Here is a 25,585-nt window from a genome sequence, read left to right as displayed (position 1 = left end):
AGTCCACAGCCATGCACGTCGCGCACCTGTCGCTCGCCGACTTCCGGTCGTACGCCCGGGTCGAGGTTCCCCTCGACCCGGGCGTGACGGCCTTCGTCGGGCCCAACGGCCAGGGCAAGACCAACCTGGTCGAGGCGATCGGCTACGTCGCCACCCTGGGCAGCCACCGGGTGGCCACGGACGCCCCGCTGATCCGGCTGGGCGCCGAGCGGGCGGTCGTCCGCACCTCGGTGGTGGACCGCGGCCGCTCCACCCTGATCGAGCTGGAGCTCACGGCGGGCAAGGCCAACCGGGCCCGGATCAACCGCTCCGACAACGTCCGCCCGCGCGACGTGCTGGGCCTGTTGCGCACCGTGCTGTTCGCCCCCGAGGACCTCAGCCTGGTCAAGGGCGATCCGGGTGAGCGCCGGCGCTTCCTGGACGAGCTGCTGACCGCCCGGGCGCCCCGGCTGGCCGGGGTCCGGCAGGACTACGAGCGGGTGCTCAAGCAGCGCAACGCCCTGTTGAAGACCGCCGCGATGGCCCGCCGGGCCGGCGGCGGCAAGGGCGCCGACCTGTCCACCCTGGAGGTCTGGGACGGCCACCTGGCCCGCGCCGGGGCCGAGCTGACGGCCTTCCGGATCCAGTTGGTGGCCGCCCTGCAACCACTGGTGACGGGGGCGTACGGCCGGGTGGCCCCGGGTGGCGGGGAGACCGTCCTGGAGTACCGCAGCTCCTTCGAGGGCGAGCTGCCGAGCAGTCGGGAGCAGGCCGAGGAGCAGCTGCTGGCGGCGTTGCAGGCGGTCCGCAAGCAGGAGGTCGAGCGGGGGATCACCCTGGTCGGCCCGCACCGGGACGAGCTGGTGCTCAAGCTGGGCCCGCTGCCGGCCAAGGGCTACGCCAGCCACGGCGAGTCCTGGTCGTTCGCGCTGGCGCTCCGGCTGGCCTCGTACGAGCTGCTGCGCGCCGACGGCGGCGAGCCGGTGCTGGTCCTGGACGACGTGTTCGCCGAGCTGGACGCCGCCCGCCGGGACCGGCTGGCCGAGCTGGTGGCCGACGGCGAGCAGGTGCTGGTGACCGCGGCGGTGGCCGAGGACGTGCCGAAGGCGCTGGCCGGCGCCCGTTTCGCGGTCTCCGACGGCGCCGTGCGCCGGATCGACGCCTGAGCCCCCGAGCCGTAACGACCCGAGCCGTAACGACCCGGTCCGACCGGATCCGTCGCGGCCTGACCTGCCCCGTACCGAAGCTTTGCCGTCGGCACCCGCACCGCGGTGGGTGCCGACGTCCGGCGTGCGTGCGCTCCCGTAGGCTGGACGGCTCATCGGGTTGTCCACAGGCTGGGGAAAGGAGATCGCCGTGAGCGATTCGGCGGAGACCTCCCCCGGCCCCGGCGCCGCCGGGCCCACCGGTGCCGACCTCGCCCGCTCCGCGCTGAGGGCGGCCCGGGCCCAGGCCCGCCAGCGCGGTGAGCAGGTCCAGCAGAAGCGCGAGGCGAAGCGGCACGGGCTGCGCAGCGGCGCCCGCTCGGACGGCCGCGACCCGGTGCCGCTGGGGGCGGCACTGAACCGGCTGCTGACCGAGCGCGGCTGGGAGTCCTCCGCCGCGGTCGGCGGGGTGATGGGCCGTTGGCCGCAGATCGTCGGCCCGGACATCGCCGCGCACTGCCACCCCTCTTCCTACGACGAGGCCGCCGCGGTGCTCACCGTGCAGTGCGACTCCACCGCGTGGGCGACCCAACTGCGCTGGCTGGCACGCCAGTTGGTGGCCCGTCTGAACCACGAACTGGGCCACGGCACGGTCCGCACCATCAAGGTGCTCGGCCCGGCCGCGCCGGCCCGCGGCTACGGCCGGCTGCGCGCGCCGGGGAGCAAGGGCCCGGGCGACACCTGGGGCTGAGCCCGGCCGGCGGGGATCGCCCCCGGCCGGGATCGGACCACGATCTTCCGGAACCCCTGACGGCCCTTCCAGGCGCCTCCGGCCCCCCGGTCGAGTATCGGGACACGTCCAGAGGGGATTCAGGGCGGCATATCTGCCTTCAAGGGCTGCCAAACGCCCATCTATGTCAGTCGTACCGGTAGACTGAGAGCCAAACACTGTTGCTAGTGGCAACCGAGTCGAAACGCCGTGGTCGCACGCCCGCCCGCACGGGGCTGGAATGCGGCCCGCGCTGTGCCAGAGAGGGCGCTTCGTGGCCGATTCCGGCAACCCCAGCCAGACCCCAGACCAGAACGACCAGGCTTCCTACACCGGTAGCAACATCCAGGTGCTGGAAGGCCTCGACGCCGTCCGCAAGCGCCCCGGCATGTACATCGGTTCCACCGGTGAGCGTGGCCTGCACCACCTGGTGCAGGAGGTCGTGGACAACTCCGTCGACGAGGCGATGGCGGGGTACGCCGACACCATCGACGTCACGATCATGCCCGACGGCGCCATCCGCTGCGTCGACAACGGCCGAGGCATCCCGGTGGACATCGTCCCCGGCCAGGACAAGCCGGCCGTCGAGGTCGTGCTCACCGTCCTGCACGCGGGCGGCAAGTTCGGCGGCGGCGGCTACGCCGTCTCCGGCGGTCTGCACGGCGTCGGCGTCTCGGTGGTGAACGCGCTGTCCACCCGGCTCTCGGTGGAGATCCACAAGGACGGCCACATCTGGACCCAGGACTACAAGATGGGCGCGCCGACCGCCCCCCTGGTCAAGGGTGCCGAGACCGACCGCACCGGCACCACGGTGACCTTCTGGGCCGACCCGGACATCTTCGAGACCACCGTCTACTCCTTCGAGACGCTGTCGCGGCGCTTCCAGGAGATGGCCTTCCTCAACAAGGGCCTGTCGATCTCGCTGACCGACGAGCGCCCCGAGCACGTGGACGAGGAGGGCAAGCCGCTCTCCGTCACGTACAAGTACGACGGCGGCATCGCCGACTTCGTCGCCCACCTCAACTCCCGCAAGGGCGAGGTCATCCACCCCTCGGTGATCGACTTCGAGGCGGAGGACAAGGACAAGGCGATCTCGGTGGAGATCGCGATGCAGTGGAACTCCTCCTACACCGAGGGGGTCTACAGCTTCGCCAACACCATCCACACCCACGGCGGCGGCACCCACGAGGAGGGCTTCCGCGCCGCGCTGACCGGCCTGGTCAACCGCTACGCGCGGGACAAGAAGCTGCTCCGCGAGAAGGACGACAACCTCTCCGGCGAGGACATCCGCGAGGGCCTGACCGCGATCATCTCGGTCAAGCTCGGCGAGCCGCAGTTCGAGGGCCAGACCAAGGACAAGCTCGGCAACACCGAGGCGAAGACCTTCGTCCAGAAGGTCGTCCACGAGCAGCTCAACGACTGGCTGGACCGCAACCCCACCGAGGCTTCGGACATCATCCGCAAGTCCATCCAGGCCGCCACCGCGCGCGTCGCCGCCCGCAAGGCCCGCGACCTGACCCGCCGCAAGGGCCTGCTGGAGTCCGCCTCGCTGCCGGGCAAGCTCTCGGACTGCCAGTCCAAGGACCCCTCCGAGTGCGAGATCTTCATCGTCGAGGGTGACTCCGCCGGCGGCTCGGCCAAGCAGGGCCGCGACCCGCGCACCCAGGCCATCCTGCCGATCCGCGGCAAGATCCTGAACGTCGAGAAGGCCCGGATCGACAAGGTGCTGCAGAACACCGAGGTCCAGGCACTGATCTCGGCCTTCGGCTGCGGCATCCAGGAGGACTACGACGAGTCCAAGCTGCGGTACCACAAGATCGTCCTGATGGCCGACGCCGACGTCGACGGACAGCACATCCGCACCCTGCTGCTCACCCTGCTGTTCCGCTTCATGCGGCCGCTGGTCGAGTCCGGGTACGTCTACCTCGCCATGCCCCCGCTGTACAAGATCAAGTGGGGCAAGGACGACTTCGAGTACGCCTACTCCGACCGCGAGCGCGACGCCGTGATCGCGGCGGGCGTCGAGGCCGGCCGCCGACTGCCCAAGGACGACGCGATCCAGCGCTTCAAGGGTCTCGGCGAGATGAACGCCGAGGAGCTCCGGGTCACCACCATGGACGCCGAGCACCGCCTGCTGCTCCAGGTCACCCTGGAGGACGCCGCCCGTGCCGACGAGCTGTTCTCCGTGCTGATGGGCGAGGACGTCGAGGCGCGCCGCTCCTTCATCCAGCGCAACGCCAAGGACGTCCGCTTCCTGGACGTGTGACGCCTGCGAACCAGGCCCCGCACGTACCAGTCCGCGTGAAAGGAAACTGACCACCAGTGGTCGACGACAACCGTCCCGAAGGCGACCAGCCCGAGACTCCCGAGACCCCCGCAGCCGAGGCCGCCACCCAGGTGACCATGCGGATCGAGCCGGTCGAGCTCGAGACCGAGATGCAGCGCTCGTACCTCGACTACGCGATGAGCGTGATCGTCAGCCGGGCGCTCCCCGAGGTCCGCGACGGCCTCAAGCCGGTGCACCGCCGCGTGCTCTACGCGATGTACGACGGCGGGTACCGGCCCGAGAAGGGCTACTACAAGTGCGCCCGCGTCGTCGGCGACGTGATGGGCAACTACCACCCGCACGGTGACACCTCGATCTACGACACCGTGGTCCGCCTGGCCCAGCCGTGGTCGATGCGGATGCCGCTGGTGGACGGCAACGGCAACTTCGGCTCCCCGGGCAACGACCCGGCCGCGGCCATGCGCTACACCGAGTGCAAGATGATGCCGCTGGCCATGGAGATGATGCGCGACATCGACGAGGAGACCGTCGACTTCGCGGCCAACTACGACGGCCGCTCCCAGGAGCCGACCGTCCTGCCCGCGCGCATCCCCAACCTGCTGGTCAACGGCTCCACCGGCATCGCGGTCGGCATGGCCACCAACATCCCGCCGCACAACCTCCGCGAGGTCGCCTCCGGCGCGCTCTGGTACCTGGAGAACCCCGAGGCCTCCTCCGAGGAGCTGCTGGAGGCCCTGATCGAGCGGATCAAGGGCCCCGACTTCCCGACCGGCGCGCTGATCGTCGGCCGCCGCGGGATCGACGACTACTACCGCACCGGCCGCGGCTCGGTCACCATGCGCGCCGTGGTCGAGGTCGAGGAGATCCAGGGCCGCCAGTGCCTGGTGATCACCGAGCTGCCGTTCCAGGTCAACCCGGACAACCTCGCCCTCAAGATCGCCGACCTGGTCAAGGACGGCAAGATCGCCGGCATCGCCGACGTCCGGGACGAGTCCTCGTCCCGCACCGGCCAGCGCCTGGTGGTCGTGCTCAAGCGCGACGCGGTCGCCAAGGTCGTGCTGAACAACCTGTACAAGCACACCGAGCTGCAGACCAACTTCGGCGCCAACATGCTGGCCCTGGTCGACGGCGTGCCGCGCACGCTGTCGCTCGACGCCTTCATCCGGCACTGGGTCAACCACCAGGTCGAGGTCATCGTCCGGCGCACCAGGTTCCGCCTGCGCAAGGCCGAGGAGCGCGCCCACATCCTGCGCGCGCTGCTCAAGGCCCTCGACCTGATCGACGAGGTCATCGCGCTGATCCGGGCCTCGGCCAGCGCCGACGCCGCCCGCACCGGCCTGATGGGCCTGCTGGACATCGACGAGCTCCAGGCCAACGCGATCCTGGAGATGCAGCTGCGCCGGCTGGCCGCCCTGGAGCGCCAGCGGATCATGGACGAGCACGACGAGCTGCAGCGCAAGATCGACGAGTACAACGCCATCCTGGCCTCGCCGACCCGCCAGCGCGAGATCATCTCCGAGGAGCTCGGCGCGATCGTCGAGAAGTACGGCGACGAGCGCCGCTCGACCCTGATCCCCTCGGACGGCGACCTCTCCATCGAGGACCTCATCGCCGAGGAGGACATCGTCGTCACGATCACCCGTGGCGGCTACGTCAAGCGGACCCGCTCCGACCTCTACCGCTCGCAGAAGCGCGGCGGCAAGGGCGTGCGCGGTGCCCAGCTCAAGCAGGACGACATCGTCGACCACTTCTTCGTGACGACGACCCACAACTGGATCCTGTTCTTCACCAACAAGGGCCGGGTCTACCGCGCCAAGGGCTACGAGCTGCCGGACGCCGGCCGCGACGCCCGCGGCCAGCACGTGGCCAACCTGCTGGCCTTCCAGCCGGGGGAGCACATCGCCCAGGTGATGGCCGTCCGCACCTACGAGGACAAGCCGTACCTGGTCCTGGCCACCCGGGCCGGCCTGGTGAAGAAGTCCCCGCTCAAGGACTACGACTCCCCGCGCTCCGGCGGCCTGATCGCGATCAACCTGCGCCAGGACGACGAGGGCCGGGACGACGAGCTGATCGGCGCCGAGCTGGTCTCCTCCGAGGACGACCTGCTGCTGGTCTCCAAGAAGGCCCAGTCGATCCGCTTCACCGCGACCGACGACGCCCTGCGGCCCACCGGCCGCGCCACCTCCGGCGTCAAGGGCATGGCCTTCCGCGAGGACGACGAGCTGCTCTCGATGAACGTCGTCCGCCCGGGGACGTACGTCTTCACCGCCACGGACGGCGGCTACGCCAAGCGGACCGGTGTGGACGAGTACCGTGTCCAGGGACGCGGCGGCTACGGCACCAAGGCGGCGAAGATCGTCGAGGGCCGGGGCTCGCTGGTCGGCGCACTGGTGGTCGACGACACCGACGAGATCATGGCGATCACCCTCTCGGGCGGCGTGATCCGCACGAGGGTTTCCGAGGTTCGTGAAACCGGACGTGACACCATGGGCGTCCAACTGATCAACCTCGGAAAGCGCGACGCGGTGGTGGGCATGGCCCGCAACGCGGAGGCCGAGGACGAGGAGACGGCGGAGGACGAGGTCGCCGGCACCGAGTCCACCGAGACGACCGAAGGTGCGGGGACGGCGGTCGGCGGCGACGCCGAGGTCTGAACCGAACCGCAGACCGGTGCCGCCGCGTCCAGAAGAGTGGACGCGGCGTCACCGGACGCCGACCAGTTCCGGGCAATCCCGCCGGGCGCTGGATGACGAGTGACGGATCAGGGCGCCGCCCTGGTGGGAAGTGCGGGAGGACCAGGTGAGTGGAGCCACGGGTGCTGCGGGAGGACCCGCCGGCGGCCGTCCGGGCGCGCAGGGCGGGGGGTCGTACGGCGTTCCGGGGCAGCCGCCGACCGAGCACTCGGCCGCGTCCACCTCGCTGATGCCGCCGGTCGGCGGAGCGGGCCAGGCCGGACAGAGCGGCTTCTCGCAGCCGACGACGTACACCAAGGGGCAGCCGACCCCGGCCCGGGGCACCCGGACCGGCGGCAACACCCCGCCCGGAGGCACCCCGGTGCCCGGTGCGGCGCGTCGCCCCGCCGCCGCCCCGGCGACCGTCGGGGGCGGCCTCGGCCGGACCCGCAAGGCCCGGCTGCGGGTGACCAAGGTCGACCCGTGGTCCGTGATGAAGGTCAGCTTCCTGCTGTCGCTGGCCGTCGGCATCATCATCATCGTGGCCTCGGCCGTGCTGTGGATGACCCTGGACTCGCTCGGTGTCTTCGACTCGCTGACCAAGACCCTCAAGGACGTCACCGGCGGCGGCGCGGACAACGCCAGCAGCCAGCTGAACCTGATGGACTACATCGGCTTCGGCAAGGTCATGATGTTCACCACGCTGATCGCGGTGGTCGACGTGGTGCTGCTGACCGCGCTCTCCACGCTGTCGGCCTTCATCTACAACGCGGCGGCCGGATTCACCGGCGGCGTCGAGCTCACCCTGGCCGAAGAGGACTGATCCGGCCGGATCCTGACCCCTGGTCAATTCACCGTCCGCGGACGGAATGTACGGGCCCCGCAGGCTGTTGCAGCCTGCGGGGCCCGTCGGCATTTCGGGTGACAGCCGGCTCCCGCGGCGTGCCGCCCGGAAACGGGCCGGCCGCGGTGGGATTAGCTGGACGCCGCCCGTTCCCACCCGTGGGAGTGCCGCAGGCCGCCCCGGTCGGTCGACCGGGTCAGGAGGGTTTCCGCAGGAAGGCTGGACGGAGGCGCGCGGTGGCGAAGCTCGCAGATCAACTGGTCGAGGCCCTGGACGGGCTGTTGGGCATCCCGATCCCCTTGCGGGTGCAGGCCTGGGACGGCAGTGTCGCCGGGCCGCCCGGAGCACCCACCCTGGTGCTGCGCAACCGCAGGGCGCTACGCCGGCTGATGTGGCAGCCGGGCGAGCTGGGCCTGGCCCGGGCCTACGTCTCGGGGGACCTCGACCTCGCCCCCGGCACCGACCTCTACGAGACGCTCTCCGAGGTCGCCCGCTTCGCCGAACTCCCCGAGATCCGCACCATGGCCCTCGGGCCGCGCGACGTCCTCGGCGCCGCGGGCCGCCGGGCGGTCGCCGCGGCCCTCCGGGCCGGGGCGGTCGGCCCGGAGCCCACCCCGCCCCCGGAGGAGGTCCGCCGGGCCCAGGGGCGGCTGCACAGCCGCGGCCGGGACCGCGCCGCCATCAGCCACCACTACGACGTCGGGAACGACTTCTACGGCCTCGTGCTGGGCTCCTCGATGGTCTACTCGTGCGCCTACTGGACGCCCGAGGCGAAGAGCCTGGAGGCCGCCCAGGAGGCCAAGCTCGACCTGATCTGCCGCAAGCTCGGCCTGCGGCCCGGGATGCGGCTGCTGGACGTCGGCTGCGGCTGGGGCTCGCTGCTGCTGCACGCGGCCGAGCACTACGGGGTCACCGCGGTCGGCGTCTCGATCTCCACCGAGCAGGTCGCGCTGGCCCGCGCCCGGGTCGAGGAGGCCGGCCTGGCCGACCGGGTGGAGGTCCGGCTCCAGGACTACCGGGAGATCACCGACGGCCCCTTCGACGCGATCTCCAGCGTCGGGATGGCCGAGCACGTCGGCGCGGAGCAGTACCGGGTGTACGCCGACGGCCTGTTCCGGCTGCTGGCGCCCGGCGGCCGGCTGCTCAACCACCAGATCGCCCGGCGCCCCGACCACCCCGGCGAACCGCACCGCACCAGCCCCTTCATCGACCGCTACGTCTTTCCGGACGGCGAGCTCTCCCCGGTCGGTTCCACCGTGGCCCGGCTGGAGGAGGCCGGCTTCGAGGTCCGGGACGTCGAGGCGCTGCGCGAGCACTACGCGCTGACCCTGCGCGAGTGGGTGGCCAACCTGGAGGCGCACTGGACGGAGGCGGTCCGGCTGGTCGGCCTCGGCCGCGCCCGGGTCTGGCGGCTGTACATGGCGGCCTCCGCGCTGGCCTTCGAGCAGAACCGGATCGGGGTGAACCAGATCCTCGCCGTCCGCAGCACCGAGGAGGGCGGCTCGGGCCTGCCGCCGACCCGTGAGGAATGGCTGGTGCGCCCGGCCGCCGAGGTCACTGCCGCGACCCCGGTCGGAACGGATTTGGGAGATCGGCGGTCGGTCCGCTAATCTTTCAGTGCGGCAAGGGCCTATAGCTCAGACGGTTAGAGCGCTTCCCTGATAAGGAAGAGGCCACAGGTTCAAGTCCTGTTAGGCCCACCACCGCGAAGGGCCCGGAGTGATCCACTCCGGGCCCTTCGACGTTCCCCGGCGGACCGCCCCTGACGAGGGCTTCCCGGGCGGACCGGGTGCGGACGATCCGTACGACATGAGGTGCGGCGTCAATCCTCGGACCGGACCGCCGGGTTGACGGTGCCGGTGGCTGGTCACGATTGGGACACCGGTGTGTATCATCGGCCGCAAGGGCAGTCCGGCACCCGACAGCCCGTTCGCGCTCGAAACACATCTGGACTCGTCGGCCCGGTCGGTCCGGCCGGAGCACCGGCTCCTGAGTCCGCCAACGCTAGAAGGACGAGGTCCCGCGGTGAAGAAGCTCCTCCTGGTCGCCCTGGTCGCCCTCGGCGGCTTCTTTGTCTACCGTCAGGTCCAGGCGGACCGCGCCGAGCAGGACCTGTGGACCGAGGCCACCGACCCGGTTCCGGCCGGTCGCTGAGCCCCGGACGATCTGACGATCGACGGTCTTCGGAGGCGCTGACCGGCGCCTCCCGAACCGGTCGGCCCGCTCACTCGATCGGACCGGCCGGTTCCCCCAGGGGGACGGCTCTCGGAAACACGCCGGAACCCGGTACGCTAGTGCCCGTCGGCACGCGCCGTGCCGTCGAGGGGCATTAGCTCAGTTGGTAGAGCGCTGCCTTTGCAAGGCAGATGTCAGGAGTTCGAGTCTCCTATGCTCCACAGCGCCTGAACGGCGGTCGACCCTTCCGGGTCGGCCGCCGTTCGGCGTTCCCGGGGTCCTAGGGCGTGTCGTCCTCGGTGGGCTCGGCGGCTCCGGCCGCCTCCTCGGGGGTGAGGCCGTTCACCGGGGAGGTGGCGGCGGTCGCGCCGGCCGGCCGGTGGGACTGCGGGGCCGGGGGCTCGACCAGCCACTCCGGGTTGCTGTGCCGGCGCCACCACTGCCAGGCGACCAGCCCGCCGCCGACCGCCAGCACCCCGGCCAGCAGCAGCCCGGCCGTCGTCCGGCCGCCGCACCGCTGCTGCCGCTTCGCGTTCCGGGCGGCCAGCTCGTTGATCTCGGCCGAGCTGACGTGGCCCTGGAGGGCGGTCAGCGCGGCGGCGCCGCGGGACTGGGCCTCGTGGGCGACCGGGGAGACCGCGGCCCGGGCCTCCTCGACGGCCTGGGCGACCCTGGGGCCGACCGTGCCGCGCGCCTGGTCGGCGGCGCGGGCGGCGGACAGGCGGGCCGCCAGAGCGGCCTCCTGGGCCCGGTGGAGGGCCCGCAGTGTGTTCTGCTGGGCCTCGGGCGGCAGGTTGGCGAAGGCCTGGCCGAACTGCGGGGCGAGGTGCCGGTCGTACTGGACACGGAGGGTGTGGGCGGCCTGGGCGGCCTTGGGGCCGAGGGCGTCCAGGGCGGGCCCGAGGCGCTGCTTGGCGCCGTCCGCGAACTGTGCGGCGGAGTCCCGGGTCCTGGTGGCGGTGTCACGGGCCGAGTCCGAAAAGCTCACGAGTCTCTCCTCCTGGTGGCGTCCTTTATGCACATATCCACCTGAATGCTGATCATGCATCCGGATTTGTTCACCGGCACGCCGGGGTGGGCCGTACGCGGGCCCCTGCGGGGCCGTTCGGGGGCCCTGCGGGGCACCGCCGCAGTAGGCTGGCGGCTTCGGTGGTCGGCCAGGGGAAGGGGTAGCCGCTGATGCTCCCGGACGAGCCGCGAGGGTCCACGGACCGGTCCCCCGGGGCCGGGCAGCCCGACTGCCACCGGCACCCGGGGACGCCCACCGGGATCTCCTGCACCCGCTGCGAGCGGCCGATCTGCCCGCAGTGCATGGTGGCCGCCGCGGTGGGCTTCCAGTGCCCCGAGTGCGTCGGCGAGGGGCACGCCGGGGCGCGGCGGGCCACCACCCGCTTCGGCGGGGCGCCGACCCTGGACGGCGGGCTGGTGACCCGGACGCTGGTCGGGATCAACGTGGTGGTCTGGGTGCTGGCCGCGTACGTCCTCAACCCGCGCCTGGGCGAGGTCTGGTCGCTGGCCAGCGCCGGCCGGGCGCACGACGGGGGGCCGTACGGCGTCGCCGACGGCCCGGGCCAGTGGTACCGGCTGCTGACCGCCACCTTCCTGCACCTGGAGTGGTGGCACATCGGGCTGAACATGCTGGTGCTGCTGTGGCTCGGCCCCCCGCTGGAGGAGGCGCTCGGGCGGCTGCGCTTCCTGGCCCTCTACCTGCTCGCCGGGCTGGGCGGCAGCACCTTCGCCTTCCTGGTGGCGGGGGGCTGGATGAACTCGGTGGGGGCCTCCGGGGCCGTCTTCGGCCTGATCTCCGCCACGATCCTGATGCAGCTGCGGGACCGGGGCCCGGTCGCCCCGGCGGTGGCCTTCCTGGTCTTCAGCCTGGTGGTGACCTTCGCCCGCCCGACCATCGACTGGCGGGCGCACATCGGCGGCCTGGTGGTCGGCGGCCTGGTCGCCTTCGGCCTGATGTACGCCCCGCGCGAGCGGCGCGCCCTGGTCCAGTGGCTGACGCTGGCCGGCGCGGTGGCCCTGGAAGCGGTGCTGCTGCTGACCGGGATGGCCCTGTACGGCGCGTGACGCCCCGGACATTTGTCCACAGCGGGTGCGGAGTTGTGCACAGGCCGTGCGGTGATCGGGCTGTGGACTGTTGTTCTACGCGTGTCCTGCTGTGCGGTTCGTCCGCGTCCCGGGAGTTGTGCACAGCTGTGGACGGTGGTGCGGCGCGAAGTTATCCACAGGCCGTGGGGACTTTTCCCCAGTGTGGATAACCATGTGGATAAGCCCGACCGTCCGATGGTGGGACGGTCCGATGATGGGCGTGCCGATGACACCGCGACCGGTCGCGGGCACGCCTGAGCGCCACTCCGGGACCGGGGTCCGGAGCGGCGGTCAGGACTCGGGATCGAGCCTCAGGACGCGCGGAGCGTCACTTCCACTGGGTGGAGACGCCGAACCCGGCCGCGATGAAGCCGAAGCCGACCAGGATGTTCCAGTTCCGCCAGCTCTCCACCGGGTAGCTGCCGCTGGTCACGTAGTAGGTGACGATCCACACCAGGCCGATCAGGAACAGTGCCAGCATCAGCGGTGCGACCCAACTACGGCCCGAGCTGATCTTCACCGCGGTCGTAGCCGGCGGGGTGTAGTCGGACTTCTTGCGGAGTCGAGACTTCGGCACGAGGAGCTCTCCTGTCGATGCGCTGTGAGACCGCGCAGGGGTGCAGCGGGCGAGACGCCGACGGACGGTCGAGGAGAGTGCTCTGGGACCACTCCCACGCCTGCCACCGGCGTCCGTTAGCGTAGTGGCTCGGCGGGTCTCAAGGAGATAAGGGTACGGTGACTAATTTGTCGATTCCCCCCGGGAAGGCCGTCACCCCCCGTTCCGGCACCCGAATTGTCGGACGTGCCCTGACCTGCACCGTGTTCGCGCTCGCCGGTCTGCTCTTCTACATCAGCGCGCAGACCGCCCGCGGCACCGACCTGCGGACCGACAACTCGCTGCTGAGCCTCGGCGACGTCATCCGCCAGCGCAGCGGGCAGAACCAGCAGGCGCAGTCCCAGCTGGCCGACCTCCAGTCCCGGGCGCAGGAGCTCACCGAGCAGCAGGGCCACGACCCCGCCGACACGGCCCGGCTGGACGGCCTGCGGCTCGGCGCGGCCCTGGAGCCGCTCCAGGGCGGCGGGTTGACCGTCACCCTCAACGACGCCCCGCCGAACGCCACCGCGCGCATCCCCGGGGTCCCGGAGCCCGGCGTCAACGACCTGGTCATCCACCAGCAGGACATCCAGGCCGTGGTCAACGCGCTGTGGCGGGGCGGCGCGGCCGGCGTCCAGGTGATGGACCAGCGGCTGATCTCCACCAGCGCCGTCCGCTGCGTCGGCAACACCCTGCTGCTCCAGGGCCGGGTCTACTCCCCGCCGTACGTGGTCAAGGCGGTGGGCCGGACCGACGCCCTGCGGTCGGCCGTCGAGGGGGACCCGACGATCCGCAACTACCTGCAGTACGTCCAGGCGTACGGCCTGGGCTGGAAGGTCCAGGAGAGCGGGGACCTCACGCTGCCCGGGTACTCCGGCACGACCGAGCTCCGGTCCGCGGGCGGCCAGCCGTAACGCGGCGGCAGTAGGGGTGGACCGGCCTCACGGCCGTGGATACCGGGTCTACTCTTGAGCCCAGTCCGCTACCTAGAGGGAGCACCATGTACGGCTTCATCTGGCGTCACCTCCCGGGGAACGCCCTGGTCAAGGCCGTCATCTCGGTGCTCCTGATCCTGGGGATCGTCTACCTCCTCTTCACCTACGTCTTCCCGTGGGCGGAACCGCTGCTCCCCTTCGGCGACGTCACAGTGGACGGCGGCGACGGCGCCCCGGCCGGCTGACCCGGCCGGCCCGGAACTTCCCCCCAGTACCGCATCCCACGGAGAGCACGCGCGCATGACCACCCAGTCGACCCCGCCCCGCATCCTGGTCGTGGACAACTACGACAGCTTCGTGTTCAACCTGGTCCAGTACCTGTACCAGCTCGGCGCCACCTGCGAGGTGGTGCGCAACGACGAGGTGACCGTCGAGCACGCCGTCCGCCGGGCGGGGGAGGAGGGCTTCGACGGGGTGCTGCTCTCCCCCGGGCCCGGATCGCCCGAGGAGGCCGGGGTCTGCATCTCGATGGTGCACCACTGCGCGGCGATCGGGCTGCCGGTGTTCGGCGTCTGCCTGGGCCTCCAGTCGATCGCGGTGGCGTACGGCGCGGTGGTCGGCCGGGCGCCCGAACTGCTGCACGGCAAGACCTCGCCGGTCGAGCACCAGGACGGCGGGGTGTTCGAGGGCCTGCCCTCGCCGCTGACCGCGACCCGCTACCACTCGCTGGCCGTCGACCCGGCCACCGTGCCGGACGAGCTGGTGGTCACCGCCCGGACCGGCAGCGGCGTGGTCATGGGCCTGCGGCACCGTGAACTGCCGGTCGAGGGCGTGCAGTTCCACCCCGAGTCGGTGCTGACCGAGGGCGGGCACCGGATGCTCGCCAACTGGCTGGCGGAGTGCGGCTTCCCGCAGGCCGTGGACCGGTCGGCCGGGCTCGCCCCGGTGATCGGCCGGGGCTGAGCCGCGTGACCGCGGTACGTCCGGAGGGGCGTTACCAGTCGGAGCAGGGCCCGTACGGCGGCCCGCCGCAGTACGCCGGCGGCCCGTACCAGGGCGCGGAGCCCGGTGCCCCGCAGTACGGCGCCCCGCAGTACGGCGGGGCCGTGCAGGCCCGGCCGTACCCGGGGGAGCCGGCCGCTGCGGGCGCGCCCGAGGACGGCTGGGGCGTCTACGAGCAGGCCGAGCGGCCCGTCGAGGGCGGGCCCGAGTACCCGTGGCTGCCCGACCAGACCCTCCAACTGCGGCTGCCCGTCGAGGGCGGCGACCCGGCGGCCGAGCCCGTCTCGCCCACCGGCGGCCGGGCCGAGCGCCGGCGGGCCGCCCAGGGCCGGACCGCCGTCCGCACCGGCGGCGGCCGGCGCCGCGCCAAGGGCCGGGGAGCCGCGGGGCCCCGCCCCAAGGAGTCCGCGGTCGTGGTGGCGGCCCGCCTCGTCGGCGAGCTGTGCATCACCCTCGGCGCGGTGATGCTGCTGTTCGTCGCCTACCAGCTCTGGTGGACCAACGTGCAGGCCGACGCGGCCGCCAACAGTGCCCGGGACCAGCTGGAGCAGCAGTTCGACGCCCAGCCGCCCGGTGCGGGGCAGCCCGCCGCCGACCCGAACAAGCCCGAGGCGTTCGCGCCCGGCAAGGGCTTCGCCATCGTCTACCTGCCCAAGCTGGGGTTGAAGTTCCCGATCGCCGAGGGCACCGACAAGGCGGCGGTGCTCGACAAGGGCCTGGTCGGCCACTACCCCGGCACCGGGATGCCGGGCGACCCGGCGGGCAACTTCGCGCTGGCCGCGCACCGCAACACCCACGGCGAGCCGTTCCGGTACATCAACGAGCTGGGCAAGGGCGACAAGGTCGTGGTGGAGACCGCGACCGGGTACTACACGTACGAGATCACCGGGGGGATCCCGCAGACCTCCCCCAGCAACGTGAGCGTGATCAAGCCGGTGCCGAACGGCTCCGGGTACGCCGGGCCGGGCCGCTACATCACGCTGACCACCTGCACCCCGGAGTTCACCTCCAAGTTCCGCCTCATTGTCTTTGGCAAGATGATCGAGGAGCGGCCGCGCAGTCAGGGCAAACCGGCCGCGATCACGGGCGGATAGCCGCCCGGTACCGGTTTCGGAGGGGGAGCACCGCAGATGCAGGACGACGGGACCACGCGGCCGGCCGGTACGGCGGAGGAGGCCTTCCCCCCACCGGGAGGGGAGGGCCGCAAGGGCCGTGGCCGGGCGCTGGCCGCGCTCGGGGTGTTCGGCGAGCTGCTGATCACCCTGGGCCTGGTGCTCGGCCTGTTCGTGGCCTACTCGCTCTGGTGGACCAACGTGCAGGCGGACGCCTCCGCCGCGCACGCCGCGGACCGGCTGCGCGGCTCCTGGGCGGCCGGTCCGACCGCCGGCCCGCCGGGCGGGAGCGGCACGGCGCCCGCGCCCGCCGCGGTGCCCGCGATCGGGGACGACGTGGGCTTCCTGCACGTCCCGGCGATGGGCCGGGACTTCCAGGTGCTGATCCGGATGGGTACCTCCACCGCCGTCCTGGACGAGGGCGTGGCGGGCGTCTACGAGCAGCCCTACAAGTCCGCGATGCCCTGGGACGAGACGGGCAACTTCGCGCTGGCCGCCCACCGGGACGGCCACGGTGCCAAGTTCCACGACCTGGACGCCGTCCAGCGGGGCGCCGCGATCGTGGTGGAGACCAAGGACAAGTGGTACGTCTACAAGGTCGACAACACCCTCCCGGAGACCTCCAAGTACGACACCGGCATCGTCGCGCCCGTCCCGGTGAGTTCCGGGTACGCCGGCCCCGGCCGGTACATCACCCTGACCACCTGCACGCCGGTGTACACCTCGCGCTACCGGATGGCCGTCTGGGGGAGCCTGGTCCGGGTGGACCCCATGGACGCCAAGCGCACCCCGCCGCCGGAGCTGCGCTGATCCGAGGGCCCGGCCGAACGCAACGCCGGAACGGAACGCCCGAGGGCCCGTCGCGAACTCCGCGACGGGCCCTCGGGCGTTCTCACCGCTCCCGCTCCCCGGTGTCAGAACCAGGGGAAGAGGGGCGGCTTAGTTGTTGCCCCCTTTGCCGGGGGGTGTGGTGTTGGGGTCCCCCCCTTTGGCCGGATCGGCCGGCCGGGTGATCAGCTGCACCTGGGTGTTCGGGTCCACCTGGCTGCCGGCGCCCGGGTTGCTCTGCACCACGACCGCGTTCGGGTCCTGCGGACCGGCGATCACGGTGTAGGTCAGGCCGAGCTTCGCCAGCTTGTCGCCGGCGTCCGAGAGCTTGACGTTCTGCAGCGGCGGGATCTGCGGCTTGTCCGGCGCCTTGAAGATCGTCAAGATGATCTTGGTGTTGGCCGGGACCTTGGTGTTGGCCTGGACCGACTGCTGGGCCACGGTGTTGGCCTTGGTCGGGTCGTTGGTGGTCGTGGTCTTCGAGGCGTCCACCTGGAAGCCGGCGGCCTGCAGCGTGTTCGTCGCGTCGTCCTTCTGCGCGCCGACCACGTTCGGGACGGTCTGCTTGGTCTTGCCCTGGGAGACCGTGAGCTTGACCGGGGCGCTCGGGTCCGCGGAGGTGCCGGCCGGGGGGTCCTGGGAGAGCACGGTGTCCTGCGGCGCGGTGTCGTCGTCCTTGTAGTCCGGCGTGGCGATGTTGGTGAAGCCGGCCGCCGTCAGGGCCTGCATCGCCTGGTCCTTGGTCTTGCCGGTCACGGACGGCATCTGGGTCTTGGCCGGACCGGAGGAGACCTGGACGGTGAGGTGGGCGTCCTCGGCGACCGAGGTGCCCGCCGTCGGGGTCTGGGTGCAGACCTGGTCCTTCTTGACGTTGGTGTCCGGGCAGGCGATCTTGTCGCCCTCGGTGACCACCAGCTTGGAGCCGGCCGCGGCCGCGGCGGTCCTGGCGTCCGCCAGGCTCTTGCCGACCAGGTTCGGCGCCGTGACCTTCGGGGCGTCCTTGGTGCCCTTGTCGCTGAACATCGCCTGGGCCACGAAGAAGGTGCCGACCAGGACCAGCACGGCGGCCACCGCCAGGACGATCCAGGAGGTGTTGCTCTTCTTCTGCCGGTCGTCGCCGCGCCGGCCGCCCCGGCCGTAGCCGTCGTCGTAGCCGTCGTGGCCGCCCGCGCCGCCGGCGGAGGTCTGGCCGTAGCCGTCGTCCTGGTAGCCGGAGGCCTGCGGCAGCATGGTGGTCGGGCCGCCGGGCTGCTGCGGCAGCACGTTGGTCTGGCCGTACGGGTCGTGCTGCTGCGGGTAGCCGTTCTGGTCGTAGCCGTACCCGGCGGCGCCCATGCCGTAGGCGGCCTGCTGGGCGGCGGCGACCGGGAGGCCGTCGAGGAAGCGCTCGATGTCGTCGCGCATCTCGTCGGCGCTCTGGTACCGGTAGTCGCGCTCCTTGGCGAGCGCCTTGAGCACGATCGCGTCGATCTCCGGCCGCACCTCGGGGTCGAAGACCGACGGCGGCTGCGGCTCCTCCCGGACGTGCTGGTAGGCCACCGCGACCGGGGAGTCGCCGACGAACGGCGGCCGGACGGTCAGCAGCTCGTAGAGCAGGCAGCCGGTGGAGTAGAGGTCGGAGCGGGCGTCGACCTGCTCGCCCTTGGCCTGCTCGGGGGAGAGGTACTGGGCGGTGCCGATCACGGCCGAGGTCTGGGTCATGGTCATCCCGGCGTCGCCCATCGCGCGGGCGATGCCGAAGTCCATGACCTTGACGTTGCCCTGCCGGGTCAGCATCACGTTGGCCGGCTTGATGTCGCGGTGCACGATCCCGGCCCGGTGCGAGTACTCCAGGGCCTGGAGGATGCCGATGGTCATCTCCAGCGCCCGCTCGGGCAGCAGCCGGCGGCCGGAGTGCAGCAGCTCGCGCAGCGTGGACCCCTCGACGTACTCCATCACGATGTACGGGATGGAGATCCCGTCGATGTAGTCCTCGCCGGTGTCGTACACGGCGACGATCGCGGGGTGGTTCAGGGACGCCGCCGACTGTGCCTCGCGGCGGAAACGGGCCTGGAACGACGGATCCCGCGCCATGTCGGCCCGGAGCGTCTTCACTGCGACGGAACGGCCGAGCCGGGTGTCATGGCCGAGGTACACCTCGGCCATGCCGCCGCGTCCGAGGACGCCGCCGAGCTCGTACCTGCCGCCGAGGCGACGAGGCTCTTCCATAGTTCCGACCCTCTCCTTCACCCGCCGGTGAGGTTGTGACGTAGATGTCCCCGCACGCTCTGGGTGACGCCGCGCGGGCCGAGACCGGTTCTCCGGCCGGGCCGTGCACCGCCTCGCGGGCGGCAACGGGCACACCCGCTGCTGGCGGATACGCTACCGGTCGCACCGCACCGGACCGGAGTCAGCCGTCGGCCGATATCAGACCGGTATCCGGACGGGGGTGCCGATCGTGACTTTCGCCTCACCGTCGCCCTACTTGCCGAGCGCGGCCTGCATCACCGCCTTGGCGATCGGGGCCGCGAGGCGGCCGCCGCTGATGCCGTCGCGGTTCTGGGAGCCGTCCTCGACCACCACCGCGACCGCGACCGACTGGCCGTCCGAGGTCTTGGCCCAGGAGGTGAACCAGGCGAACGGCAGGCCGGCGTTGTCCTCGCCGTGCTGGGCGGTGCCGGTCTTGCCGCCGACCTGGAGACCGGGGATCTTGGCGTTGGTGCCGGTGCCGTTCTCGACCACCGAGACCATCAGGTCCTGCATCTTCTGCGCGGTGGCCGGGCTCATCGCCTGGGAGAACTGCTTCTCGGTGTGCTTGGAGATGGTGGTCAGCGAGGCCGAGCGCTCCTGGTCGACCAGGTACGGCTGCATCAGGCTGCCGTTGTTGGCGATCGCCGCGGAGACCATGGCCATCTGCAGCGGGGTGGCGCGGGTGTCGTGCTGGCCGATCGAGTCCTGGGCGGTGCCGTCCAGGCTGGGGCTGTCCGGGAAGATGCTCTTCTCCGAGCGGACCGGGGTGTCCACCGTGCTGTTGAAGCCGAACTTCTCGGCCTGCGCCCGCATCTTGTCCTTGCCGAGGTCGGCGCCCATCTTGGCGAAGACCGTGTTGCAGGACTGGTCCATCCCGGACTCGATGGCGGCGTTCTCGCAGCGCTCGTTGGGGCTCTCGTTCTTGAGCACCGTCTGGGTGTTGGGCAGGGTGTACGGGTCCGGCGTCTTCGTGGCGTCGTTGACGCCCTGGTAGAGGCCGTTCTCGAACGCGGCGGTGGCGGTGACCAGCTTGAAGGTCGAGCCGGGCGGGTAGGTCTCGCGCAGCGCCCGGTTGAGCATCGGCTTGTTCGGGTCCGCGTTGAGGTCCTGCCAGGACTTGGTGTCGCCGCTCTCGCCGCCGGCGAAGGTGCCCGGGTCGTAGGACGGGGTGGAGACCAGGGCCAGGATCGCACCGGTCTTCGGGTCGAGCGCGACCACCGCGCCCTTCTTGTCGCCCAGGCCGTCGAAGGCGGCCTTCTGCACCTTGGCGTTGATCGTCGTGACGACGTCGCCGCCGCGCTTCTGCTCGCCGGTCAGCATGTCCAGGGTGTTGCGGAAGAACAGCCGGTCGTCGGTGCCCGAGAGGATGCCGTCCTCCAGGTTCTCCAGCCCGCTGGAGCCGTAGGCCTGCGAGGAGTAGCCGGTGACCGGCGCGTACATCGCGCCGTCCTTCCAGGAGCGCTTGTACTTGTAGCGCAGGCCGTTCACGAAGTCGGAGTTGGTGACCGGCTGGCCGCTGACGATGATGTTGCCGCGCGGGTGGGCGTAGCGGTCGTACAGCTGGCGCTTGTTGTTCTTGTTGGAGGCCAGCGCGTCGGCCTGGACGCCCTGCACCCAGTTGGTGCGCACCATCAGCGCCAGGATCAGCACCAGGCAGAAGATCGAGACCCGTCGGATCGGCTTGTTCATCGGGCGGGTCCTCCCTGGCCCTCGGGGACCGGGGCCGGTTCGACCCCGGGACGTCGGGCGCTGTCGCTGATCTTGAGCAGGATCGCGACCAGCGCCCAGTTGGCGACCACGGACGAACCGCCCTGCGCGAGGAACGGCATGGTCATACCGGTCAGTGGGATCAGCCCGGTGACCCCGCCGGCCACCACGAAGACCTGCAGCGCCATCGCCGAGGCGAGCCCGACGGCGAACAGCTTGCCGAAGGGGTCGCGGGCGGCGAGGGCGGTGCGCAGGCCGCGCTGCACCAGCAGGGCGTACAGCAGGAAGATCGCCATCAGGCCGGTCAGTCCGAGCTCCTCGCCGAAGGAGCCCAGGATGAAGTCGCTCTTGGCGGCGAAGTTGATCAGCCAGGAGCGGCCCTGGCCGAGGCCGGAGCCGGTCACCCCGCCGGAGCCGAGCGCCATCAGCGACTGGCCGATCTGCTCGGTGGCGCCCTTGGGCGGGGTCGGCGCGAAGGCGGCCATCGGGTCGAGCCAGGCGTCGATGCGGACCTTGACGTGGCTGGTGGTCATGGCCACCGCGACCGCGCCGCCGACCGACATCAGCAGGCCGAACAGGATCCAGCTGGTCCGCTCGGTGGCGACGTAGAGCATCACCACGAACAGGCCGAAGAACAGGAAGGACGTGCCGAGGTCGTTCTCGAAGACCAGGATCAGCAGGCTGAGCAGCCAGATCACGACGATCGGGCCGAGGTCGCGGCCGCGCGGCAGGTACAGGCCCATGAAGCGGCGGCTGGCCAGTGCCAGGGCGTCCCGCTTGACCATCAGGTAGCCGGCGAAGAACACGGTCAGGACGATCTTGGCGAACTCGCCGGGCTGGATGGAGAAGCTGCCCATCCGGATCCAGATCTTCGCGCCGAAGTCCTCCGCCCGGGCCGGGAAGAAGGCCGGTGCGGCCAGCAGCACCAGCGCCACCACCATCGAGATGTAGGTGTAGCGCTGCAGCACCCGGTGGTCCTTCAGGAAGACCATCACACCGATGAACAGGGTGACCCCGAGGGCCGACCACATCAGCTGGTTGCGGGCCGCCGGGAAGTTGCCGCTGAGCAGGTGGCCCGCCTTGTCCAGGCGCCAGATCATCACCACGCCCAGCCCGTTCAGCAGGGTGGCGATCGGCAGCATCAGCGGGTCCGCGTACGGCGCGAAGCGGCGCACCAGCAGGTGCGCGACCAGGGCCAGCGAGCCCATCCCGAGGCCGTAGCCGAGCATCCCGGTCGGGAGCCGGGAGTCCATCGCCAGGCCCACGTTGGCGTACGCCAGGATCGGCAGCAGCACGGCGAAGACCAGCAGGGCCAGTTCGGTGTTGCGGCGGTTCGGTGCGCCCTGGAGCGAGATGGTGGTGTTGCCGCGGCGTCGCGGCACGACACGCCCGCCCGCCGCCCGGCGTCGGGAGCCGGTGCGGGCGGTGTCGCCGCTCAGGTCGTAGCTGCTCACGTGGTGACCGCTCCCTGACGGCCGGCGGGCCCGTTCCGGGCGGACCTATGTCGGATCAAGGACGTCACGGCTTCGGGCAGGCTTCGGCCCGGCTGCGCTCGTCGTCGGACAGTGCGGGTTGCTGGGGCGGCTGGGCCTGCTCGCTCGGGGCGGCCGCCGGGGGGGTGGCGTTCGGCGTCGGGGCGGCGGTGCCGGGGGCGGACGGGGTCGTCGTCGCGGACGGCGCGGCCGCGCCCGGGGAGCGGGGCTTCTCCCGCTCGCCGGGGGTGGTCGGGGTGGCGGCCACGAACGCGGTCCTGGTGGCCGTGGTGCCCTGGGTGCCCTGCGGGGCCGCGGTGTTCACGGTGGCGGCCTTCTGGCACAGCTTGGCCCAGTCCACCAGGGTGCCCATGGTCTTCTGGGCGTCCGACAGGCTGCCGACCGAGATGGTCCGGTTCACCTGGGCGCGCTGGTCCTGCGGCAGCCACTTCAACGGCGCGTCGCTGTGCGACTCGTGCACCGAGGACAGGCTCAGCCCGGCCAGGTTCTGGTTGACGCCCTGGTAGATGGCGACGTGGTCGCCGTCCTCGCCGATGTAGTACTGGTCCTGGGTCCACCGGTAGCCGAAGTACCCGGCGCCGCCGAGCAGGCCGAGCGTGACCAGGACGGCCAGCGGGACGGTCAGGCCCCGGCGCTTGCGCCGGGAGGGCTGCTCCCCGTCGAACTCCTCGGTGCCGTACACCGAGGGCTCGGCCGGGTAGCCGTAGCCGCCGTCGCCCTCGTAGCCCTCGGCGGGGCCGAAGGCGTTCCCGGCCGCGTCGTAGCCCTCGGCCGGGCCGAAGGCGCCCTGCGGGCCGCGGCCCAGGCCGGCGGCGCGGCCGGCCGGGGTGTCCGCGATCGAGCGGTCGGCGGCGGTCGAGGACGGCGGGGTCTCGGCGACCGCGCCGACGACCACCGGGACGTCGTTGAACTGGCCGCTCATGGTGTCCGTGGCGCCGACGTCGATGACGTCCGCCACGATGCAGGTGATGTTGTCCGGACCGCCGCCGCGCAGCGCGAGCTGGATCAGCTCCTGCACGGTCTGCTCGGGCGAGTAGTAGCTGCCCAGGGTGTCCTGGAGGGTCTGGTGGCTGACCGGGCCGGAGAGGCCGTCCGAGCAGATCAGGTAGCGGTCGCCGGCCCGGACCTCGCGGATCGAGAGGTCCGGCTCGACCTGGCCGCGGCCGTCCAGGGCCCGCATCAGCAGCGAGCGCTGCGGGTGGGTCTCGGCCTCCTCGGGTGTGATCCGGCCCTCGTCGACCAGGCGCTGCACCCAGGTGTGGTCCTGGGTGATCTGCACCAGCGAGCCGTCGCGCAGCAGGTAGGCGCGGGAGTCGCCGACGTGCACCAGGCCCATCCGCTGGCCGGTCCAGAGCATGGCCGTCAGGGTGCAGCCCATGCCCTCCAGCTGCGGGTCCTCCTCGACCATCTGCCGGAGCCGGTCGTTGGCGCCCTGGACGGCGTCGCCCAGCAGGGTCAGCAGGTCCGCGCCCGGCACGTCCTCGTCCAGCCGGACGATCGAGCCGAGCACCTCGGAGGAAGCGACCTCGCCGGCCGCGGCGCCGCCCATGCCGTCGGCCACGGCCAGCAGCCGCGGCCCGGCGTAGCCGGAGTCCTCGTTCCCCTCCCGGATCAGTCCCTTGTGGGAGCCGGCGGCGAAGCGCAGCACCAGGGTCATGCGACCTGTGCCCCCCTCTGGGTCTTGGACGGGATGCTGTCCCTCATGCGCTACTACTTCCGCAGTTCGATGACGGTCCTGCCGATACGGATCGGCGTGCCCGGCTGGAGCGGAGTGGGCGCGGTCAGGCGCTGCCGGTCCAGATAGGTGCCGTTGGTGGAGCCTAGATCCTCGACCGTCCACTGCCCAGTCTGATCCGGATAGATCCTGGCATGCCGGGAGGACGCGTAGTCGTCGTCCAGCACGATGGTCGAGTCGTGCGCCCGGCCCAGCGTGATGGTCTGGCCCTGGAGTGCGACCGTCGTTCCGGCCAGCGAGCCCTGGACGACCACCAGCTGGGTCGGGGCGCCGCGGCGGCGGCCGCCGCCGCCCTGGGTCTGGGCCGCCGGGGCGCCGTTGCCGGGGGCGGGGGCCGCGGGACGTCCGGGTGCCGAGGAGGGCGCCGCGGCGGCTCCGGACGCGGTGGCGGCACCGCCGCCGCGACGGGAGCTGCGGGGGTTCACCTTGGTGCCGAACAGGTCGCTGCGGATCACCTGGATCGCGACGATGACGAACAGCCACAGCACGGCCAGGAAGCCCAGCCGCATGACCGTGAGGGTCAGTTCTGACATGGCCGTCCCGCCAGTCGGTGAGCGAGGCGCGCGAACAACTCGGACACTACCCTTCGACCTGCCGGTAGACGATGGTGGTGGAGCCCACGACGATTCGGGAGCCGTCGCGGAGCGTAGCGCGCTGGGTGTGCTGCCCGTCCACCACGATGCCGTTGGTGGAGCCCAGGTCGAGGACCATCGAAGGGGTGCCCGGGCGGATCTCGGCGTGCTTGCGGGAGACCCCGGGGTCGTCGATCCGGACGTCCGCCTCGGTCGAGCGGCCGAGGACGCAGGCCGCGCCGGTGATCTGGTGGCGGGCGCCGTTCACCTCGATCCAGCGGCGGACCGAGGTGCCGTGGCCGGCTCCGGGGAAGGCGCGGACGTTGCCGCCGGCCGGAGGGCCCGGGGGCATCGCGGGGGGCGCGGCCGGCGGCGGGGGCGCGCTGTACTGCCCGGCGCCGCCCTGCTGCCACGGTGCGCCGGGGGCCGGTGCGGCCGGCTGGCGGTCGTAGCCGGGCTGCTGCTGCGGGGCGAACTGCTGGGGTTCCTCGGAGGCCAGGGTGCGGCTGCGCACCCGGTAGAGGCCGGTGTCCAGGTCGTCGGCCTTCTCCAGGTTCACCTGGAGCGGGCCCATGAAGGAGTACCGCTGGGCCTCGGCGTACTCGCGGACCATGCCGGCCAGCTCGGCGCCGAGCTGCCCCGAGTAGGGGCTGAGCCGCTCGTGGTCGTGCGGGCTGAGCTCGACGATGAAGTCGTTCGGCACGACGGTGCGGTCGCGGTTCCAGATGCTCGCGTTGTTGTCGCACTCGCGCTGCAGAGCGCCGGCGATCTCCACGGGCTGGACCTCGGACTTGAACACCTTGGCGAAGGTGCCGTTGACGAGACCCTCCAGCCGCTGCTCGAACTTCTTCATCATCCCCATGGGGCACCCCCTTCCAGGGTTCGTTCGCCTGCCTGCCGACCGGGGTCCGCCGCGGAGGTGTCCTCGGGGGAGTCGGTCGTGCCTACTTGCGGTACTTCCGTACTGATCGTATCCACGCCGGGCCCTTCCGTACGGTTCCCGGACCGCGTGGTGCCGGGGGGTGGGCTCGGACACACAGGGTGACGCATTCCGGGTGCGGCACGCCAGGTCTGCCCGTCGGAGCGGTGCACCGCGCTCCGCCCGTCCGTTCGTCGCGCGGCCGTTCGGACGTGGTCGGTCTCCCCGGGAAACGGATTCGGAGCAGCCCCCCAGGTCGTGCTACTGTTTTCCACGTCGGAAGGGCCGCCCGAAAGGGAGCCGGACCGGGGAAACGCGAAGACCACATGGTACCGAGCGGCTCCGCGGAACGGACGGCAGTGAAGACGACACCCATGCGCGGGTGGCGGAATAGGCAGACGCGCTGGATTCAGGTTCCAGTGCCCGAAAGGGCGTGGGGGTTCAACTCCCCCCTCGCGCACAGCGAAGCCCCGCAGATCTTCGGATCTGCGGG

21 protein-coding genes and 3 tRNA genes are annotated in these 25,585 nt (G+C 71.6%); 16 read left to right on the top strand and 8 right to left on the bottom strand.

Annotation, left to right across the window (positions count from 1 at the left end):
• Positions 1-11: 11 nt before the first annotated feature.
• The 9 genes from recF (at position 12) to ACFXPX_RS21860 (ending at position 10,092) form a co-directional block, all read left to right on the top strand.
• Positions 12-1,145 (top strand): DNA replication/repair protein RecF, encoded by a 1,134-nt coding sequence (gene recF / locus ACFXPX_RS21900; protein ID WP_380642850.1) that lies wholly within the window; start codon positions 12-14, stop codon positions 1,143-1,145.
• A 190-nt stretch (positions 1,146-1,335) separates the two neighbouring features.
• Positions 1,336-1,875, top strand: coding sequence for a DUF721 domain-containing protein (locus ACFXPX_RS21895; protein WP_375891849.1), 540 nt, complete (start codon positions 1,336-1,338; stop codon positions 1,873-1,875).
• A 259-nt stretch (positions 1,876-2,134) separates the two neighbouring features.
• Positions 2,135-4,159, top strand: coding sequence for a DNA topoisomerase (ATP-hydrolyzing) subunit B (gene gyrB, locus ACFXPX_RS21890; RefSeq protein ID WP_375891851.1), 2,025 nt, complete (start codon positions 2,135-2,137; stop codon positions 4,157-4,159).
• Positions 4,160-4,296: 137 nt separating this feature from the next.
• The gene (gene gyrA, locus ACFXPX_RS21885) at positions 4,297-6,834 is read left to right on the top strand and encodes a DNA gyrase subunit A (RefSeq protein WP_375891972.1); all 2,538 of its coding nucleotides are present in this window, start codon (positions 4,297-4,299) and stop codon (positions 6,832-6,834) included.
• A 145-nt stretch (positions 6,835-6,979) separates the two neighbouring features.
• The gene (locus ACFXPX_RS21880; RefSeq protein ID WP_375891852.1) at positions 6,980-7,675 is read left to right on the top strand and encodes a DUF3566 domain-containing protein; all 696 of its coding nucleotides are present in this window, start codon (positions 6,980-6,982) and stop codon (positions 7,673-7,675) included.
• Between the two features lie 257 nt (positions 7,676-7,932).
• Entirely contained in the window at positions 7,933-9,306 is a 1,374-nt protein-coding gene (locus ACFXPX_RS21875; RefSeq protein ID WP_380525509.1) for a class I SAM-dependent methyltransferase, read from the top strand.
• A 16-nt stretch (positions 9,307-9,322) separates the two neighbouring features.
• Positions 9,323-9,399 (top strand) — tRNA-Ile (locus ACFXPX_RS21870).
• Positions 9,400-9,721: 322 nt separating this feature from the next.
• Positions 9,722-9,850 carry a DLW-39 family protein gene (locus ACFXPX_RS21865; protein WP_014137031.1) on the top strand — a complete coding sequence of 43 codons (129 nt, stop codon included), beginning with the start codon at positions 9,722-9,724 and terminating at the stop codon, positions 9,848-9,850.
• Between the two features lie 169 nt (positions 9,851-10,019).
• Positions 10,020-10,092, top strand: a tRNA-Ala gene (locus ACFXPX_RS21860).
• A gap of 59 nt (positions 10,093-10,151) precedes the next feature.
• Here the strand turns inward: ACFXPX_RS21860 and ACFXPX_RS21855 are convergent.
• On the bottom strand, positions 10,152-10,859 hold the full coding sequence (locus tag ACFXPX_RS21855) for a DUF5324 family protein (protein WP_375891855.1): 708 nt from the start codon (positions 10,857-10,859) through the stop codon (positions 10,152-10,154).
• Positions 10,860-11,050: 191 nt separating this feature from the next.
• Between ACFXPX_RS21855 and ACFXPX_RS21850 the strand changes: the two genes are divergently transcribed.
• On the top strand, positions 11,051-11,944 hold the full coding sequence (locus ACFXPX_RS21850; RefSeq protein ID WP_380642848.1) for a rhomboid family intramembrane serine protease: 894 nt from the start codon (positions 11,051-11,053) through the stop codon (positions 11,942-11,944).
• A gap of 349 nt (positions 11,945-12,293) precedes the next feature.
• On the opposite strand, the gene crgA is transcribed toward ACFXPX_RS21850, so the two are convergent.
• Positions 12,294-12,542 (bottom strand): cell division protein CrgA, encoded by a 249-nt coding sequence (crgA, locus tag ACFXPX_RS21845; RefSeq protein ID WP_360242861.1) that lies wholly within the window; start codon positions 12,540-12,542, stop codon positions 12,294-12,296.
• A gap of 167 nt (positions 12,543-12,709) precedes the next feature.
• Between crgA and ACFXPX_RS21840 the strand changes: the two genes are divergently transcribed.
• The 5 genes from ACFXPX_RS21840 (at position 12,710) to ACFXPX_RS21820 (ending at position 16,419) form a co-directional block, all read left to right on the top strand.
• A complete protein-coding gene (locus ACFXPX_RS21840) occupies positions 12,710-13,474 on the top strand; it encodes a DUF881 domain-containing protein (RefSeq protein WP_375891859.1) in 765 nt (254 codons plus the stop codon).
• Between the two features lie 86 nt (positions 13,475-13,560).
• Positions 13,561-13,740: a hypothetical protein gene (locus ACFXPX_RS21835; protein ID WP_375891861.1), complete on the top strand. Its 180-nt coding sequence runs from the start codon at positions 13,561-13,563 to the stop codon at positions 13,738-13,740.
• A 55-nt stretch (positions 13,741-13,795) separates the two neighbouring features.
• Positions 13,796-14,458, top strand: coding sequence for an aminodeoxychorismate/anthranilate synthase component II (locus tag ACFXPX_RS21830; protein ID WP_380642846.1), 663 nt, complete (start codon positions 13,796-13,798; stop codon positions 14,456-14,458).
• A gap of 5 nt (positions 14,459-14,463) precedes the next feature.
• Positions 14,464-15,591, top strand: a complete 1,128-nt coding sequence (locus ACFXPX_RS21825; RefSeq protein ID WP_380593201.1) for a class E sortase — start codon at positions 14,464-14,466, stop codon at positions 15,589-15,591.
• 36 nt (positions 15,592-15,627) lie between these two features.
• Positions 15,628-16,419 carry a class E sortase gene (locus ACFXPX_RS21820; protein WP_380642844.1) on the top strand — a complete coding sequence of 264 codons (792 nt, stop codon included), beginning with the start codon at positions 15,628-15,630 and terminating at the stop codon, positions 16,417-16,419.
• Between the two features lie 129 nt (positions 16,420-16,548).
• On the opposite strand, the gene pknB is transcribed toward ACFXPX_RS21820, so the two are convergent.
• From pknB to ACFXPX_RS21790, 6 genes are all read right to left on the bottom strand, one after another.
• Entirely contained in the window at positions 16,549-18,645 is a 2,097-nt protein-coding gene (pknB, locus tag ACFXPX_RS21815; protein WP_380525513.1) for a Stk1 family PASTA domain-containing Ser/Thr kinase, read from the bottom strand.
• Between the two features lie 252 nt (positions 18,646-18,897).
• Positions 18,898-20,355: a peptidoglycan D,D-transpeptidase FtsI family protein gene (locus tag ACFXPX_RS21810; RefSeq protein ID WP_380642842.1), complete on the bottom strand. Its 1,458-nt coding sequence runs from the start codon at positions 20,353-20,355 to the stop codon at positions 18,898-18,900.
• Positions 20,352-21,755: an FtsW/RodA/SpoVE family cell cycle protein gene (locus ACFXPX_RS21805; RefSeq protein ID WP_375891974.1), complete on the bottom strand. Its 1,404-nt coding sequence runs from the start codon at positions 21,753-21,755 to the stop codon at positions 20,352-20,354. The genes ACFXPX_RS21810 and ACFXPX_RS21805 overlap by 4 nt, the downstream gene beginning before the upstream one ends.
• Positions 21,756-21,891: 136 nt before the next feature.
• Entirely contained in the window at positions 21,892-23,523 is a 1,632-nt protein-coding gene (locus ACFXPX_RS21800) for a PP2C family protein-serine/threonine phosphatase (protein WP_380525514.1), read from the bottom strand.
• A gap of 53 nt (positions 23,524-23,576) precedes the next feature.
• Positions 23,577-24,134 (bottom strand): FHA domain-containing protein, encoded by a 558-nt coding sequence (locus tag ACFXPX_RS21795; protein ID WP_380642840.1) that lies wholly within the window; start codon positions 24,132-24,134, stop codon positions 23,577-23,579.
• 46 nt (positions 24,135-24,180) lie between these two features.
• Positions 24,181-25,035: an FhaA domain-containing protein gene (locus ACFXPX_RS21790; RefSeq protein WP_375891876.1), complete on the bottom strand. Its 855-nt coding sequence runs from the start codon at positions 25,033-25,035 to the stop codon at positions 24,181-24,183.
• Positions 25,036-25,468: 433 nt separating this feature from the next.
• Between ACFXPX_RS21790 and ACFXPX_RS21785 the strand changes: the two genes are divergently transcribed.
• Positions 25,469-25,552, top strand: a tRNA-Leu gene (locus tag ACFXPX_RS21785).
• Positions 25,553-25,585 lie beyond the last annotated feature (33 nt).

This window comes from Kitasatospora sp. NPDC059146 (assembly GCF_042786665.1).
Lineage (GTDB): Bacteria > Actinomycetota > Actinomycetes > Streptomycetales > Streptomycetaceae > Kitasatospora.
Note: the sequence above shows the minus strand (reverse complement) of the source record. Positions and strands in the feature narration are given on the sequence as shown.

Coding starts and splice junctions, on each gene's coding strand:
- recF (WP_380642850.1), top strand. CDS start 12: ATGCACGTCGCGCACCTGTCGCTCGCCGACTTCCGGTCGTACGCCCGG.
- gyrB (WP_375891851.1), top strand. CDS start 2,135: ATGCGGCCCGCGCTGTGCCAGAGAGGGCGCTTCGTGGCCGATTCCGGC.
- gyrA (WP_375891972.1), top strand. CDS start 4,297: ATGCGGATCGAGCCGGTCGAGCTCGAGACCGAGATGCAGCGCTCGTAC.
- ACFXPX_RS21850 (WP_380642848.1), top strand. CDS start 11,051: ATGCTCCCGGACGAGCCGCGAGGGTCCACGGACCGGTCCCCCGGGGCC.
- ACFXPX_RS21835 (WP_375891861.1), top strand. CDS start 13,561: ATGTACGGCTTCATCTGGCGTCACCTCCCGGGGAACGCCCTGGTCAAG.
- ACFXPX_RS21830 (WP_380642846.1), top strand. CDS start 13,796: ATGACCACCCAGTCGACCCCGCCCCGCATCCTGGTCGTGGACAACTAC.
- ACFXPX_RS21820 (WP_380642844.1), top strand. CDS start 15,628: ATGCAGGACGACGGGACCACGCGGCCGGCCGGTACGGCGGAGGAGGCC.
- pknB (WP_380525513.1), bottom strand. CDS start 18,645: ATGGAAGAGCCTCGTCGCCTCGGCGGCAGGTACGAGCTCGGCGGCGTC.
- ACFXPX_RS21810 (WP_380642842.1), bottom strand. CDS start 20,355: ATGAACAAGCCGATCCGACGGGTCTCGATCTTCTGCCTGGTGCTGATC.
- ACFXPX_RS21800 (WP_380525514.1), bottom strand. CDS start 23,523: ATGACCCTGGTGCTGCGCTTCGCCGCCGGCTCCCACAAGGGACTGATC.
- ACFXPX_RS21795 (WP_380642840.1), bottom strand. CDS start 24,134: ATGTCAGAACTGACCCTCACGGTCATGCGGCTGGGCTTCCTGGCCGTG.
- ACFXPX_RS21790 (WP_375891876.1), bottom strand. CDS start 25,035: ATGGGGATGATGAAGAAGTTCGAGCAGCGGCTGGAGGGTCTCGTCAAC.